Genomic DNA, 16351 nt, shown 5'->3' with positions numbered 1-16351 from the left:
ACCGGAGCTATCCTTAGAAAAGTAGTAAATGATATTTTTCCTAAACAATAAAAAAGCAGTAAACACCTATTTGTCTACTGCCGAGCTATAGCAACATTTCCATTTGTGTCATCATAAAACGTTAGTTGAACCGTTTGTGTTAAAACATCTGCATAGCTGTATGATACTCTTTCAAAAGCATTCTCATCTTGATCAAGTTCAACAACAAAAACAGATGGATAAGTTTCAGCTAAAATACCGGTACGTTCGATTGTTTTTCTACGTCCGCCATTAGCTTTTAACAATAATCTTTTTCCTAAATTGGAATCAAGTGTTTTTTTAATATCGGCTAATTTATTTGGCATATCGGTCCACCTCACTAATATTTAGTATAACAGGTTTCCTTCCATTAGTCAAATAAAAATATAAATTATATCAGCCAAGTAATTTGTTTGTCAATCTTTTTTGCATAATAAAATCTGACTTTTTTCTACAAAAATAGCCTTCCCGAATTTTTCCTATAATATGTATTTTTTTCTGAAATAAGAAAAAAAGACACTATTTTCAGTGTCAAATCATTCATCATCATCTACACTTGGAATAAATGGCATACCGATCCTAAGTAAACCTTTTGTTTCAATTCCTCCTATACCCTTTTCTCCAGTCAAAGTATTGCGTAATATATCCCAAACATGAATTCTTTCTGTGAACGGTGTAAAACTAATTTTAGCAACAATATAAACGGGATCTAGTGCATGGATGTTTACTCTCCAAGGAGAGCTTGCAAAATTAGCACCTGCTTGGATTAACGATTCAAAATGAGATTGACATGCACCTGCGAAAATAATTAACTGATCGCGATTAGGGTATAGCTTTCTAACCTCTTTAACTGTCATTACGAAATGCTTAGAATGGCGATATGCATTTAAATCAGATTTTTTACCTTTTGATTTTGAATATGAATCATGTCCTGTTATTACTAAAATGTCTGGTCTGTATTTTTCAATATAAAACCCTACTCTGTAAGGCATTTCTTCCTCTTCACAATGAATGCCTATAACAGGTACCCCAATTTTTTCATATAATTGTAAGCATTTTTTTAAATATGCCGGATCCCCATCCATGTGCAACACACGTCCCGGTATATGAAAATATACATGGTCCGAACTATATCCACTTGTTGCCTCATATTCCCGTTTTTCCTTTAACATATTTATTTCTTGTCTAAATAGATGATAAGATTGTTGCTCGAGTTCTTGGTATGGTTCAAGTATTTTTTTCATTGACCGGGAGTCAAGCTCTACTAAATCAGAAAAAGGAGCATCTGCAATTAACCGAATATCTTCACCATATAAGATGGCTATTTTTTCGCCATTTTCCTCAAATATATCAATGACTCTAAAAGCAAGGTCACAATTATAAGATCGTCTTCCGACTATTTGATTAATCTCTATCCCCATGGTACCCTCTCCATGATTTTCTATTTCTAAAGCAACTATTCTTTCATAGGCTATGCAATTATTCACGGAGTGGTTACTTTAAGAAAAGTATAAAAAAAAGCACCTTGATGAGGTGCATATAGGTCTATATCGATTAAGAAAAATAAGGGTACAACTCATTACTTAATTTCGCAAACTCCTCAATAGTTAATGATTCTCCACGCCTTACAGGGTCAATATCCAAATCGTTTAATATTTTTAATATCGTATCTTTTTTTTCTTTCCCTTTAGGAAGTTGGCTAGTTAAATTATTTAAAAGGGTTTTTCTCCTTTGTGCAAAACATGATTTCGTAATAAAGAAGAAAAAGTCTTCGTTTATAACTTTTACTAAAGGTTGTTCTCTCATAGTCAATTTTATGACGGCTGAATCAACATTTGGTTGTGGAACAAAAACGGTTTTTGGTACGGTCATCACAATTTCTGCTTTAGTATAATATTGTACAGCAATTGATAAAGATCCGTAGTTTTTCGTACCAGGCTTTGCACTCATTCGATCAGCTACTTCTTTTTGCAACATCATAACCAGCCCGCTGATAGGCAATTGTTCTTCAAGCAACTTCATAATTATTGGTGTCGTTATATAATATGGTAAATTAGCGACCACCATAATTTTTTCCACTTCGGCTAATTCTTCTTCAATGGCATTACGAACATCTGCTTTTAATATATCTTCAGGGATAATTTTTACGTTTGGATACGGGGCAAGAGTTTCATTTAATATCGGAATTAACCTTTGATCAATCTCAAATGAAATAACTTTTTTTGCTTGTTTTGCAAGTTGTTCTGTTAATGCACCGATACCTGGACCAATTTCAATGACGCCCGTCTGAGTGTTAATGTTGGCACTGTCAACGATTTTCCTCAAAATATTTGTATCGATTAAGAAATTTTGTCCTAAACTTTTTTTAAAAGAAAAACCGTACTTCTCTAAAATTGCCCTCGTTCTTATGGGAGTAGCAATATCTTTATTCATAATAATCCTCCTGATTCATTTGTTTAATTGCAGATAGAAAAGAACTTTTGGATATTTGAAACATCATTAATCGTTTATGTAACTGTTTACCATTGGCATATCCAATTTTTAAAATTTCTCCTAATCGTTCTCTTCTTGCCTTCGCCCCTTCACCACCAAGTAATCCATATTTCATTAATTCATCTACCGTAATTTCCTCACTTGATTCTTCATTCATTACATGAGCACATTTCAACGCTTCTCTTATATCTTCTGGACTTGCATGTTCAACACCAATTCCCTTACCAGACTTTGGCCTAGCCGAATGCTTTGGTAAAAATGCATGGATGCAGCCGGGGACTTTTTCTGAAATTTGTTTTCGAATTTTTTCTCCTGGAAAATCTGGATCTGTAAAAATTATTACTCCTCTTTTTTTTTGCGCCAATCGAATCTTGTTGATGGTTTCTTCATTTATGGCGGATCCATTTGTTTCTATTGTATCAGCATCAACCGCTCTTTTTATCGCTACTGTATCATCTTTACCTTCTACAACTATAATTTCTTTAATCTTCATATTTCCTCCTATTTTATAAAAAATATTGCAACCTTTTTACAATTGTTTCGTCTAATATATAAAAGGATACAAAAAGGTTTCTGAAATTGTACAATTAGTATAATTCATTTTCCTTTTTGTATAAACGTCCTCTTCTCCAACATAAAAAGGCAGAGGAAAAAATTCCTCTGCACCCATTTTTTATTTTAATATTCTTATCTTAACCGTTTTTCTCCCCCAACGATAAGCATCCGTTTTAGTTGGGAAAAATAAATCAATTCTCTTCCCTTTAATATTTTTACCCGTATCTGCCGCAATGGCATAACCATATCCTTCTACCCAAACTTTAGTTCCTAACGGGATTACAGATGGGTCAACAGCAATCACCTTCATATTCGGATTTGCTCTCAAATCAATTCCCGTGGCAGTATATCCATTACAACCATTACAATAAGCTGTGTATGCAGTAGCTTCTGCATAAAATTCATTAACTATTTGATCTCCACGAGAAGTCGTTTGAAGTATTTCTTTCGTACCAATCGCTACAATTTTTGTTTTAGAATTTTTAACTACTTCTTCTTTAATTAATTTTCTAGAAACTTCTTTACCATTTTCTAAAATTACTTCAAACTCTTTCTTTTTAAGGCCCTTTTCACCTTGCTGAATAACTTTTTGCGATCCTTTAGCTAGTGTATGATCATTACGATTTTCAACAGCAAAATTAATCGTTTCTTCCACTACATCGGTGACTTTTTCAACTCGGATGATATTGACGACAGAATCTTTTTGTATTTTTTCCTTTAATTTAGGCTCAACCTTATCTAAATCGTTGAGTTTGATTCCTTGTTGCTTTAAAAAGTCAGCGACAGTAGTCGAAGTGGTTAATACCTGTTTTTCTTTACCACCATCTACAAGTTTGATACTGAATGCTTTTTCTAGGGTGATGATTAGGTCGTTTTTAATTTTAGAATCTTGTTCAACATTTAGCTTATCATGTTCTTCAACAACAATATTCTGTTCTTTTAAAAATTCTCCTACAGTATTTGCTGTAGTCCAATACTTACTTTCCTTACCATCAATTGTAATAGTTACCTGTTTTGCAGGTTCCCAAACAACCTTCATATCATTCTTTATCTTTTCACTTAATGCGGGAACCACATAGTCCTCTGAGCGAGTTTTAATATTTAAATCTTTTAATAAATCTTTAACTGTATCTGCATGAGTTTTTATAACCTTTACTTCTCCATCTAGTGTAACTGTGACTGTTTTCTTTGTTCCTTCATAAATGAAAAAAGATGTTGCAGTCAATAAAACTATTAAACTTGCAACTAAAACAGACAGCCTTTTTCTGCTCATTGGCCTAGAAAACAGGGTTTTCATGCTTTTTATTATCATGAAATTCCTCCTCTTCTCCTCGGAGAGATTATAAAGGACTACTAGACGGCTGTCAACCTTTTAATCCCGCAAGGTATCATTTATTATGAACTATATCCTTTAAAAAAGAAAGGAAAAGTTATCGACAACCATATTTTGGAGAAGGGAGAGTAATGTAAAACAAGCTAGAAACTTGTTAACTTTCAACAAAATTCTTAACCATTTGACATAATTATTATTATTTTATGCCGAATAATTTTTTTGCATTTTCAGTAGTAGTTTTTGCTAATTCTTCCAGCGAAATCCCTTTAATCATCGCAATTTCTTCTGCTACTAGTTTTACATAAGCAGGTTCATTTCTTTTTCCACGATAAGGGTGCGGTGTTAAGTAAGGACAATCTGTTTCTATTAACAGCTTATCTAGCGGAACTTCTTTTGCTACTTCTTTTGGCTTTTTAGCATTCTTAAAAGTAACAGGACCACCTAAAGAAATATAAAAGTTCATTTTTATACACTCTTTTGCAATCTCGGGACTTCCGCTAAAACAGTGCATGATTCCTCCAACTTCCGAAGCATTTTCTTCCTTTAAGATTGTTACTATATCCTCTGTAGCATCCCTGTTATGGATAACTATCGGAAGCTTTACTTTTTTCGCTAATCGGATTTGTTTCCGGAACACGTCTTTTTGGATGTCTTTTGGAGATTTGTCCCAATAATAATCGAGTCCCATCTCACCTAATGCGACAACTTTTGGATGACTTGCTAATTGTTCAATCCAAAGCAAATCTTCTTCTGTCATATCAATAGCATCTACTGGATGCCATCCAACAATTGCATAAATAAAAGAATATTTTTCTGCAATTTCAATGGCCTTAGAAATCGTTGGTCGATCAAATCCAACAACAGCCATATAACTAATTCCTTCTTGTTTTGCCCGCTGAATCACTTCTTTCATGTCTTCTTTATATTGTTCTGCATTTAAGTGTGTATGTGTATCGAAAAGCATTTGATCTTCTCCTTTACTAAACATAGAATAGCTCAATCTCAAGTGGAGATTGAGCTTCATATTATTAACCATTCATTATTTAACCTTTGCTCCTAAAGGCAATTTCTCATCTACTGTTGCCAAAGAAAGTATACCATCTTTTTCACCTGCTAAAATCATACCTTGAGATAGTTCTCCACGTAGTTTTACAGGTTTTAAGTTCGTTATACAAATAACCTTTTTGCCAATTAACTCTTCTGGTTTATAATGTTTAGCAATTCCCGAAACCACTTGTCTTTTTTCATATCCTAAATCGAGCTTTAACTTTAATAATTTATCAGCATTTTTAACTGGTTCTGCATGCTCTACTAATGCCACTCGCATATCAACCTTCATAAAATCATCAATGGAAATTTCCGGTTGTTTTCCTTCTTCTCCCGTTGATTCCTTTTTCTTTTCGTTTGATTCTTGAGAATTCCCTTTCATTTTTTCTTTTATATACTGTACTTCTTCTTCAAGTTCTAAACGTGGGAATAATGGATCACCTTTTACGACCTTTGTTCCTGATGGAATTAATCCAAATGTTTCTAAACTTTCCCAAGACTGAAGATAAGGATCTGTTATATTTAATTGACTAAATATTTTCTTTGGTGTTTGCGTTAAAAACGGTTGTAATAATACAGCGATAAATCTTAAAGATTCAGCTAAATGAACCATAACATTTCCTAATTCTTCACGTTTTGATTCATCTTTTGCTAATACCCAAGGTTGAGTTTCATCAATATATTTATTCGTTCTGCTCACTAGCTGCCATAGAGCAGTTAAAGCAACTGAAAATTCCATTTTTTCCATGGCCTCTTCATATTTATGCACCGTTGTTTTGTTCATTTCTAAAAGCTGTTTATCAAACTCACCGTTGGATCCTTGATATGTTGGAATCGTACCATCAAAATATTTTTCAATCATGGCAATGGTTCGATTTAATAAATTTCCTAAATCATTAGCCAAATCATAGTTGATTCGCTCGATAAAACCTTCTGGTGTAAATACGCCATCTGCACCAAAAGGTACTTCTCTTAATAGATAATACCGTAATGCATCTAGTCCGTAACGGTCAATTAATGTTACAGGATCTACGACATTCCCTTTCGATTTAGACATTTTTCCATCTTTCATTAATAACCAACCGTGCGCAAATACTTTTTTAGGTAAAGGTAAGTCTAGGGCCATTAACATTATTGGCCAATAAATAGTATGGAATCGAACAATCTCTTTTCCTACAAGGTGTACATCAGCTGGCCAATATTTTAAGTATTTAGAATCATCTTCTGTTCCATACCCTAAAGCCGTAATGTAATTGGAAAGCGCATCTATCCAAACATAGATCACATGTTTAGGATCCCCCGGAACTTTGATCCCCCAATCAAAAGTTGTTCGCGAAACCGCTAAGTCCTCTAATCCAGGTTTTATAAAATTGTTAATCATTTCATTTTTTCTTGATTCTGGTTGGATAAATTGTGGATTCTCTTCATAGAATTTTAATAATCGATCCACATATTTACTCATTTTGAAGAAGTATGATTCTTCTTTTACCTTTTCTACCGGTCGACCGCAATCAGGACAATTTCCATTCTCAAGTTGACGTTCAGTGAAAAACGATTCACAAGGTGTACAATACCATCCTTCATATACATCCAAATAAATATCACCAGAGTCTAGTAATTTTTTAAAGATTTTTTCAACTACTTTTTTATGGCGATCTTCAGTTGTACGAATGAAATCATTATATGATATATCTAATTTATCCCATAATTTTTTTATTCCAGAAACAATATCGTCCACATATTCTTGTGGGGTAACCCCTTTTTCTTCTGCTTTTCGTTGAATTTTCTGACCATGTTCATCCGTTCCTGTTAAAAACATTACATCATATCCACGTAAACGTTTATACCGAGACATTGCATCCCCAGCAACAGTAGTGTAGGCATGGCCAATATGTAAATTCCCGCTTGGATAATAAATCGGTGTTGTTATGTAAAAGGTCTTTAATTTTTCTTCCATCTTTTTTACCTCCGTAGTAAAACCTTCTTATTATATTATAAATATTATAAACAATCGTAACCTCTATTCACAATGTTCATACATTATTTCTTCATCTTTTGACAAGTGATTGTTAAAATTTAAGTCCACCGTCTTACCTCTAACAAAACTTATAAGGAAAATCTTACAACTTTTCCAATTACCCTCATAATCTACAATAATAAAAAGAATAATTTATTATAGCAAGTTACGTTATCAATTATTCGACAAAAATAGATGGTTTCTTGCTTTTTTGTCGAAAAATATTTTTTCTCTCTCAATTTTCCATTATTTCTGCGTTCGTGCTATTACAAATTTAAATTTATATTCTATTAAAATCATGTTTAAAATTTAAAAAAGTTGGGAAAATAAAATTATTGACGTATATGGGAAACGTTGGTATTATTTAATTATGCAGAAATATGTCGAATAATGACGAAGAATAATTACCAATAAAAATATGATAGGGAGAGGAGTAACATTAATGAAATCAACGGGTATTGTTAGAAAAGTTGACGAACTTGGTAGAGTTGTAATTCCAATCGAACTCCGTCGCACATTAGGGATTGAAGAAAAAGATGCTTTAGAAATCTACGTTGATGATGAAAAAATCATACTAAAGAAATATAAACCAAACATGACATGTGTTATCACCGGCGAAGTTTCAGACGATAATATTTCATTAAACAATGGAAAATTAGTATTAAGCCGCGAAGGTGCAGAAATACTAATGCAAGAAATTGAAAAAGCTTTCGGCAAAAAATAAGGTAACCATATACAACTTCGTTCATATGGATAAATATTAATTTATGCTGCCATCTAATAATTTTTAGAGAATGGCAGTTTTTTTATTGTTTTTACTAAGTACTAGTTAATTTGTACTAGTTTTGATCAAAATAAAAAAATCACCTTTGGTATGAAGGTGATTATACATTCAATAAATTACATTATTCTTCTTTCGTATGGAATTCCCGATACACATCTCTTTTTGACAAGTTTCTATCCGCAGCTACTTTCTTAATTGCTTCTTTAGTTGAATAACCTTGATTTATGTATGTTTGTACATGTTCATTTAACGATAAGTTCTCCCAAAAACACTCTTCTTTTTGCTCTTCTTCCATCGTACCTTCAACGATAATACAAAATTCACCGCGAACTTCATTTTCATCAATCCAACCAATAATATCTCTCAATGTACCTCGGATATATTCTTCATATTTTTTCGTTAATTCTCTAGCTAAAACAATTTTTCTATCTCCAAATACTTCTAATATTGTTTCAGTGGTATCCTTGAGTCTATGAGGTGCTTCGTAAAATACAATTGTATCTTTAATATATTTCATTTTCTCTAATTCTATGATTCGGTCTTTTTTCTTCCTATTTAAAAAACCGTAAAAATAAAAAGGTTGTGGTGGTAAGCCTGAAGCTGTTAAAGCAGTTAATGCCGCATTTGCACCTGGTAATGAGATCACTTTAAAATCCTTTTCAAGTGCCCAACTAACAATATCAAAACCAGGATCCGATATCGCCGGCATGCCAGCATCGCTAACAATGGCAACTTTTTTTCCTTCTTCTAATAATTGAATAATATGTTTCCCACTTTTTTCTTTATTATGTTCATGATAGCTTATTAATGGTGTTTGGATATCAAAATAGTTACAAAGCTTTTTTGTATTTCTTGTATCTTCAGCAGCAATCCAATCAACATCTTTTAAAGTAGAAATTGCACGAAAGGTAATATCTTCTAAGTTTCCAATTGGAGTAGGCACTAAATATAATATTCCTTTTTCATATCCTTCTTCAAAACTTTTTTGTTGCTTCATGGTTGGTATCCTCCTATTTTCATATACTCAATCTTTTCTCTTCTCCTTAACTTTTTAAATCGATATTCTGCTTGAAGTGCGGAGGATTTTTGCTTATATATTTCAAAATAAATAAGCTTTATCGGTCTGCGGGAACGGGTATATTTTGCCCCTTTTCCTTGATTATGAGCTTCTATTCTTTTTAATAAATGTGTGGTATATCCACCATAGAAACTCCCGTCAGAACATTTTAGAACATAAAAATAATGGATTTTATTTTCCACCATAAAGAATTTCCTTCATTTCCTTGGTATATTCATTGTTTTCATCATAAACATAAAGTGGAGGAAGTACTTTTAAATCTGGATTTCCGTTCTTTATTCCTTCTACTAAAATTGTATTAGCTTCTTTATTCAATTTTGGATAAACAAAACGTAATCGCTTTGGTTCTATGTTATATTTTCTCATTAACAACAGTATATCTAAAAGTCTTTGTGGTCTATGTACAAATGAAACTTTCCCACCTGGTTTTACTAGCTGACTACTAGACTTAATAGCATCTTCTAATGTACATAAAATTTCATGCCTTGCAATGGCTAAATGTTCATTTTCATTGATTTCTGCCTTTGATGGAGTTGGAAAGTAAGGAGGGTTACAGGTTACTACATCAAACTTCCCATAACCAATTTGATCAGCAATATTTCGAATATCTCCTTTTATAATAGAAATTCGGTGTTGTAAATGGTTATATTCTACACTTCTTTTCGCCATGCTATATAATTTTTCCTGTATTTCTATACCGGTAATATTCCCCTTCGTTCGTAAACTTAATAACAATGGGATGACCCCATTTCCGGTACATAAATCAATAATATTTCCTTTTTGAATTGGCACATATGTAAATTTAGCCAATAACACGGCATCTAAAGAAAATGCAAATGCACTAGGGCTTTGAATAATTTTCATATTTTCTGCTAATAAATAGTCTAGTCTTTCATCACCTTCAAGATGTACCATAAGTTCCTCCATCCATTCTATCTAAATAAAAATAGAACACCCAACTAGGTGTCCAACAAGTCTTTGAATTCATATTACAAGATGCTGTGTTGAATCGCAAGGTGCCCCAAAAAAGGAGTAAAAAAGTCCACTATGGTACTGCTCCCAATAGCGAGTTTTTAACTCTAACTTTTTTGGTGCAATCCCTCACTTAATAGAGGTCGATTACTTTTTATTTAAAAAAGAGAGGCAAAATAGGCAATCCCCTTCTTTTCTTAAACTTCCAAAATGCAGGTTACAAATATGGAACCCCTCTTGATAAAGGCGGGCTAAATTATCATATCCTTCACCGATATCTACAAGTTTCCTTGAACCTTTCTCACTTTTCCGATTCTTTTCATTGGTTTGATTTTTGCTTTCACCATCTAATCTTTTTCGCAAATGATCATTTTCAAGTTTCAAGGCATGATTTTCTTCAAGAATATCGGCTAATAGTTCTTTTAATTCACCTAATTGTTGATAAAGGTGACCGATTTTTAACTCCATATTACTCACAAAATCAAAAATTTCTTTTTTATTCACAAGCTCCACCTCGTCAATCTGTGGCTTGAATAGAAACGGCACCTTCTGCAATAATTTCATCTAGTGTGTATTCAACGACCTTTTCTTGTTCAATTAGCTCAATTTGAATGACTCTTTCTAAAATATTTAATCCAACTACTTTTCCTAATCCGTTGTTAGTCTCAACATATTCTCCTAAATCAGGTAACTGTTCTTTTGCTGATTCATATTCATCATTTTCATATTTTAAGCAACACATTAAACGTCCACATAATCCAGAAATTTTTGTTGGGTTTAGTGACAAGTTTTGATCTTTTGCCATTTTTATAGAAACTGGCTCAAAATCACCTAAGAAGGTAGAACAGCAAAGCATTCGCCCGCAAGGTCCAATCCCACCTAGCATTTTAGCCTCGTCTCTTACTCCAATTTGTCTCAATTCAATTCTAGTTTTAAAAATAGCCGCCAAATCTTTAACAAGCTCACGAAAATCTACACGTCCATCAGCCGTAAAATAAAAGATTATTTTGTTTCGATCAAAGGTGTATTCAACATCTACTAATTTCATATCTAGGTTATGTTCTATTACTTTTTGAGAACAAATTTCATAAGCCTCTTTTGCTTCCTGTTTGTTCTCTTCAACAATTAATCGATCTTTTTCATCTGCAATTCGAAGAACCTTTTTTAAAGGTAAAACGACATCTTCTTCTTCTACTTCTTTTATTCCGGTGACAACCTTTCCGTATTCTATTCCTCGAACCGTTTCCACGATGACGAAATCATCTTTCTGAACCGGTAATTCTCCTGGGTCGAAATAATATATTTTACCCGCTTTTTTAAAGCGGACACCTACGACACTATACAAGGATGAACCCTCCTTAAGAAAGCTTTTGAAAAAGCTGTTCCATTAAAAGCTGAGCATTCATATTGGAGTGTAATTTCTTTTTTGCCTCCAAAATAAATGTCATTTGCTTTGAAAGATCACTCGGGGAAATTTTCAAAGCTTTATTTCGAAAATAATCTATTTGATCTTTAAATAATACATCCTCTTCTCTACCTAAATGTATATATAGAATATCCCTATATATATATAATAATAAGTCTAATGACTGGTCCATTTGTTTACGATCTTTAAAGTGATTCAACCATTCATTTTCTATATATAATAGTGCATCTATCAAGTTTTGAGAAGATAATACTTCATATAATTTTAACATTATTTTTCGAGCTTGCGCAAACCATTCATCTTTTTCAAGATTTACAGCTTCATCAATACTATTCGTCATCGAGGCCAATAATGGAGCCCGCTCTGGACGAATTCCTTTTTCAATTAGTTGTGAAATCATTTCCTTCATTGGTAGGGGAGTGAAATTTAAAATTTGACATCTCGATAGAATAGTAGGTAGTATTTGATGAATATTTTCCGTGATCAAAATAGCCGTTGTAAGATTTGAAGGTTCCTCGAGGAATTTCAATAAGGTATTCGCAGCGTTTGCTGTCATCTTTTCAGCATGTACAATCATATAAAATTTTCTTTCAGACTCTACACTTTTCTTTGAAAATTCATACTGTAACGATTTTATTTGCTCTTTTTTTATAGAGTTACCGTCCGGTTCAATTACATGTACGTCCGGATGATTATAGTTATTAATGCGTTTACAATTGGAGCATTCCTCACAAGGTTTATAATCATCTATCGGCTGCTCACAAAATAAGCTTTTTGCAAATAAATATCCTATTTCTTGTTTCCCTGTACCTTTTGGACCTGAAAATATGTATGCATGAGCAATTCTTCCTTTTATTAATACATTCTTAATTAAACGCAAGACGGAAGGTTGCCAAGATTCTAATTGATTCCAAGACTTTGCCAAACGAATCATCCTTTTATGTATATAAGTTAATTAATAGTCCTTTTATTTCACCAAGCTTGTCCAACAAATCAATACCCTTTTGTTCTTTAGCTATTAATTCGTCAGTTAATTCAACAAGCTTTTCATCAATTTTTTCAACAATTTTTAACGTCCTCGTTTGTCCAAATTGATTCCAGCTTTGAGATTTTTTTAATCCCATTCCAAAATCAATCGTTTCTTTGATAAAACTTTTAACCAAACTTTTATATTTTGCTAAGTCTTTTAACGTTTTAGACCTTGCTAATCGTAAACCTGCTTCCTCAATATTTGATAAAAGCAGTTCAATACGCTCCATTTTTAAATGTTTTTCTTGTTTCTGAACTAACTCCCCAAATTTAACATTACTAGTAATCGTATGTTTTTGTTCATTTCTAACATTATCTATTTTCAAACGGATATCTTGATTAATCTTCATAAAATTGACCCCCAAAAAACTTTAAAATTGGTGAAATTGTTCCACCGGTAATACAAAAACGGTCGCTCCCCCAACTTCTACTTCAACTGGATATGGAACATACGAATCTGCATTTCCTCCCATCGGTGAAATAGGAGCGATTAATTGTTCCCTTGATTTACAATTTTCTTTAATAATCTCTAACGCTTTATTAACACGAATATCTTCCGTTCCAATGATAAATGTTGTATTGCCTGATCTTAAAAAGCCACCAGTACTTGCTAATTTAGTAACTCTAAAATTGCATTCCGTTAACGCTTTTAATAAACGGTTACTATCTTGATCTTGAACGACAGCAAATATTAATTTCAATATACTCCCTCCTTTTAGATTAGTCTATCCGTACTCTTTTTGTTTATTTTATCATGTTCTAAGTTTTATGGCGTTTCTATATTTGTATAAATATATTTCCATTTAAGTTATTAAAAATCCTGTTTACTGTCGTCTTTCAATGTTTTTTATTTTTATCATATGAAAAAATTTAGTGATTGGATTATTGTTTAAGGAGACCTTTTGAAACCATTTCATTTTTTATATTTTCAATACTTTCTTCCAACACGATGTTAAGTTCACGACTGGCATCAATTTTCACTACGCGATTTGGGAATTTTTCGAGTATTAAATGATACCCTTCACGTACTTTTTGATGGAATTCTAAAGATTCTAAATCTAATCGATTAACTTCTCTTCCATTATGTTTTCTTATTCTTTCTAACCCAATTTCTGGTTCAATATCAAAAAGCAGGGTTAGATTCGGCATAGTCTCTTCTACAGCAAAATGATTTATCATATAAACTTCGTCAATTCCAATTCCTCTTGCAAATCCTTGATATACTAATGATGCATCAATAAAACGATCACAAAGGACAACGGCTCCTTCATTGAGTGCTGGAATGACTTTTTCAACTAAATGTTGCCTTCTTGCTGCTGCATATAATAAAGCCTCTGTTTTTGGATCCATTTTCGTATTTTTCTTATCTAAAATAACTGCTCTTATTTGTTCAGCAATATCTATTCCACCCGGTTCACGAGTTGTAACAATTGGGAGATTTAACTCTTTAAAATACTCAGCTACTTTCTTTAATATCGTTGTTTTCCCTGCACCTTCGGGACCTTCTAATGTAATAAACAAACCTTTACTCATAATTCCCTCCAAATAATAACACTAGCTGTTAAAAACTTTGATCTTTTTCTCTTTTATTTTTATCCCACCGTGAAAACGATACCCTTCTTTTATTAACACCTCAAGAATTTCCACTTTCTTTTCCGTTATTTCTTCTCCTAAAAGGATATATGGGATTCCTGGTGGATATGGGATAATAGAATCTGCAGCAATTTTTCCGATACTTTCACTTATAAGGACCCAATATGAATCCATTTTACTTAGTTCTTTATATGAATATTTTATAATACTAAACTTTTCGTTAATATTTTTTATACTATTATTCAATGAATGAATAGAGTGTTCAGTACTATTAATTTTTGTTAAAACTACTTTTATTTTTTCTATTGTATCATCAAATGGATAGTTTTGTTTGTTTTTTAATAATGGAGCTATTAATAAAACATTTTGTATATCCGCCAATTCAGGATAAATTCCCTCTTCTTCCAAATATCTTTGCAAGGTGAATCCTGTTATGTTTGGATGTCGAATAGTAATTTTTAACGGGTCTTTACTTTGATCTTCTATTACTGTTAGTGGACTTAACTGTTTTAATTGGTGGACAAATCCACTCACTTCTTTTATTGTATATCCTTTATCATAGCTATTAAAAGTAGCTAAATAAGAACGTGCTAAATCTAAAGATGCCATGATTGGATAAGACGGACTGCTCGATTGTAATATTTGTAAAAAACTAATTAATCGATCTATATTTAATAATTCACTATTGAAGTGTAAAAATGAACCCATTGTCATTGCGGGCAATATTTTATGGGCAGAATGAACAACAATATCAGCGCCTAACGAAACAGCTGATGGAGGAAATGGTTCTCCTAAAATAAAATGAGGTCCATGAGCTTCATCAACTAGGACCGGTATTTGCTTTTTATGTGCAATCTGAATGATTTGCTTTAGATTGTAGGTTTTCCCATAATAATTGGGATATGTTAAGATAATTCCTTTTATGTTTTGAAATTGTTCTAAAGCATTTATGATATCATCCACTAATATACCACCAGCAGTTTGCATATCTTCATCATATTCCGGAGAAATAAAAATTGGCTTTACACCCGCTAATATAAGTCCATTCATAATGGATTTATGGGAATTTTTTTGAACTAATACACAATCTCCTTCTCGAAAGGAAGATAAAATCATAGCTAAGTTTCCAACCGTACTACCATTAATTAGGAAAAAGCTTCTCTTTACTTTATATAAATTTGCTAGTAACTGCTCCGCCTGAAAAATAACTCCTTCAGCAGCATGTAAATCATCTAGCCCTGATAATTCTGTTACATCATACTTTGAAATTTCATTAAACATATGATGTTCATTAAATATGAAACCATTTTTATGTCCAGGTACGTGAAAAGAAATGGGTTGTTTTTTTTCATGTTGAAGTAAAGCATCATATAACGGAGTTTTTCTTTGATCCATAATATTTCTCCTATTATTTTTCTTCTAAACTATTTCATTATGTACGATATTTAAAATAAATGAAACGGTTTAAAGTTTCAATGAATACAAAAGAAAAAGACATGTCATCCATGTCATGAGGTATATATTTTTTGTGAAGTTATATTTCTTAGTTTTTTTAAATAATATTGATATTTTGAATCACTAGTGTTTGTATTAATTATATTTTTCTCACATTCTTGACAAATAAATGATCCATATAGATGAATTCCTTCAACCTTAATATTATCACATATGATACAACTTTCCCCCATTTGTTTTTTTAATTCCATATTCTCCACCTCCACATTTTTATTGTGAACAAATCTATAAAAATATATACAAGTTTTTAAGATTCAAAAAAATGTTTGTATGTTAGATTTATGTTGGATTCATTTTTTTGTGTTTGTATATTTCTAAACTTAAAAAAATCGATGAAAACAGATTATTACGAAATTCGGTCTTAAGCGATTAATTATAAAACAGTTAAGAAAGGATTACTATTTATTACATAATAAAAAAGCAGCCCTTTAAGGCTGCCTTTTCCTTTTGCTTGGCAACGTCCTACTCTCGCAGGGGAGACCCCCAACTAC

The 16351-nt window shown here is 32.2% G+C and carries 18 protein-coding genes and 1 pseudogene; 1 reads left to right on the top strand and 18 read right to left on the bottom strand.

Annotation, left to right across the window (positions count from 1 at the left end; genetic code table 11):
* Window positions 1-74: 74 nt before the first annotated feature.
* From veg to metG, 7 genes and pseudogenes are all read right to left on the bottom strand, one after another.
* Window positions 75-344: a biofilm formation stimulator Veg gene (gene veg, locus AC3ASS_RS07565; protein ID WP_488282912.1), complete on the bottom strand. Its 270-nt coding sequence runs from the start codon at window positions 342-344 to the stop codon at window positions 75-77.
* A gap of 210 nt (window positions 345-554) precedes the next feature.
* Window positions 555-1439 (bottom strand): sporulation peptidase YabG, encoded by an 885-nt coding sequence (gene yabG, locus AC3ASS_RS07560; protein ID WP_488282911.1) that lies wholly within the window; start codon window positions 1437-1439, stop codon window positions 555-557.
* A 133-nt stretch (window positions 1440-1572) separates the two neighbouring features.
* Window positions 1573-2451, bottom strand: a complete 879-nt coding sequence (gene rsmA, locus AC3ASS_RS07555; RefSeq protein WP_488282910.1) for a 16S rRNA (adenine(1518)-N(6)/adenine(1519)-N(6))-dimethyltransferase RsmA — start codon at window positions 2449-2451, stop codon at window positions 1573-1575.
* A complete protein-coding gene (gene rnmV, locus AC3ASS_RS07550) occupies window positions 2444-3004 on the bottom strand; it encodes a ribonuclease M5 (protein ID WP_488282909.1) in 561 nt (186 codons plus the stop codon). The genes rsmA and rnmV overlap by 8 nt, the downstream gene beginning before the upstream one ends.
* A 180-nt stretch (window positions 3005-3184) precedes the next feature.
* Window positions 3185-4378, bottom strand: coding sequence for a resuscitation-promoting factor (locus AC3ASS_RS07545; protein WP_488282908.1), 1194 nt, complete (start codon window positions 4376-4378; stop codon window positions 3185-3187).
* Between the two features lie 217 nt (window positions 4379-4595).
* Window positions 4596-5363, bottom strand: coding sequence for a TatD family hydrolase (locus AC3ASS_RS07540; RefSeq protein WP_488282907.1), 768 nt, complete (start codon window positions 5361-5363; stop codon window positions 4596-4598).
* A 75-nt stretch (window positions 5364-5438) separates the two neighbouring features.
* Window positions 5439-7409: pseudogene (gene metG, locus AC3ASS_RS07535) on the bottom strand (methionine--tRNA ligase); the annotation flags it as partial.
* A 496-nt stretch (window positions 7410-7905) separates the two neighbouring features.
* On the opposite strand from metG, the gene abrB reads away from it, so the two are divergent.
* The gene (gene abrB / locus AC3ASS_RS07530) at window positions 7906-8187 is read left to right on the top strand and encodes a transition state genes transcriptional regulator AbrB (RefSeq protein ID WP_488282906.1); all 282 of its coding nucleotides are present in this window, start codon (window positions 7906-7908) and stop codon (window positions 8185-8187) included.
* A 181-nt stretch (window positions 8188-8368) separates the two neighbouring features.
* On the opposite strand, the gene rsmI is transcribed toward abrB, so the two are convergent.
* The 11 genes from rsmI to AC3ASS_RS07475 all read right to left on the bottom strand — a co-directional run bounded on the left by rsmI (window position 8369) and on the right by AC3ASS_RS07475 (window position 16051).
* The gene (gene rsmI / locus AC3ASS_RS07525; RefSeq protein ID WP_488282905.1) at window positions 8369-9244 is read right to left on the bottom strand and encodes a 16S rRNA (cytidine(1402)-2'-O)-methyltransferase; all 876 of its coding nucleotides are present in this window, start codon (window positions 9242-9244) and stop codon (window positions 8369-8371) included.
* Window positions 9241-9510 carry a GIY-YIG nuclease family protein gene (locus AC3ASS_RS07520; protein WP_488282904.1) on the bottom strand — a complete coding sequence of 90 codons (270 nt, stop codon included), beginning with the start codon at window positions 9508-9510 and terminating at the stop codon, window positions 9241-9243. Before AC3ASS_RS07520 ends, rsmI begins: the two co-directional genes overlap by 4 nt.
* Complete coding sequence (locus AC3ASS_RS07515; RefSeq protein WP_488282903.1) at window positions 9497-10240, bottom strand: tRNA1(Val) (adenine(37)-N6)-methyltransferase; 744 nt, start codon at window positions 10238-10240, stop codon at window positions 9497-9499. Before AC3ASS_RS07515 ends, AC3ASS_RS07520 begins: the two co-directional genes overlap by 14 nt.
* 204 nt (window positions 10241-10444) lie before the next feature.
* Window positions 10445-10801 carry a DNA replication initiation control protein YabA gene (yabA, locus tag AC3ASS_RS07510; RefSeq protein WP_488282902.1) on the bottom strand — a complete coding sequence of 119 codons (357 nt, stop codon included), beginning with the start codon at window positions 10799-10801 and terminating at the stop codon, window positions 10445-10447.
* 13 nt (window positions 10802-10814) lie between these two features.
* A complete protein-coding gene (locus AC3ASS_RS07505; RefSeq protein WP_488282901.1) occupies window positions 10815-11642 on the bottom strand; it encodes a PSP1 domain-containing protein in 828 nt (275 codons plus the stop codon).
* A 13-nt stretch (window positions 11643-11655) separates the two neighbouring features.
* On the bottom strand, window positions 11656-12648 hold the full coding sequence (gene holB / locus AC3ASS_RS07500) for a DNA polymerase III subunit delta' (RefSeq protein WP_488282900.1): 993 nt from the start codon (window positions 12646-12648) through the stop codon (window positions 11656-11658).
* 13 nt (window positions 12649-12661) lie between these two features.
* Complete coding sequence (locus AC3ASS_RS07495) at window positions 12662-13102, bottom strand: YaaR family protein (RefSeq protein ID WP_488282899.1); 441 nt, start codon at window positions 13100-13102, stop codon at window positions 12662-12664.
* Between the two features lie 21 nt (window positions 13103-13123).
* Window positions 13124-13453 carry a cyclic-di-AMP receptor gene (locus tag AC3ASS_RS07490; RefSeq protein WP_488282898.1) on the bottom strand — a complete coding sequence of 110 codons (330 nt, stop codon included), beginning with the start codon at window positions 13451-13453 and terminating at the stop codon, window positions 13124-13126.
* Window positions 13454-13634: 181 nt separating this feature from the next.
* A complete protein-coding gene (gene tmk / locus AC3ASS_RS07485; protein ID WP_488282897.1) occupies window positions 13635-14285 on the bottom strand; it encodes a dTMP kinase in 651 nt (216 codons plus the stop codon).
* Window positions 14286-14306: 21 nt separating this feature from the next.
* Window positions 14307-15740 carry an aminotransferase class I/II-fold pyridoxal phosphate-dependent enzyme gene (locus AC3ASS_RS07480; protein WP_488282896.1) on the bottom strand — a complete coding sequence of 478 codons (1434 nt, stop codon included), beginning with the start codon at window positions 15738-15740 and terminating at the stop codon, window positions 14307-14309.
* A 113-nt stretch (window positions 15741-15853) separates the two neighbouring features.
* On the bottom strand, window positions 15854-16051 hold the full coding sequence (locus AC3ASS_RS07475) for a sigma factor G inhibitor Gin (protein ID WP_488282895.1): 198 nt from the start codon (window positions 16049-16051) through the stop codon (window positions 15854-15856).
* Window positions 16052-16351 lie beyond the last annotated feature (300 nt).

The organism is Bacillus sp. JST-5 (assembly GCF_057747715.1).
The sequence above is the reverse complement of the archived record's forward strand: the minus strand, read 5'-3'. Positions and strand labels throughout refer to the sequence as shown.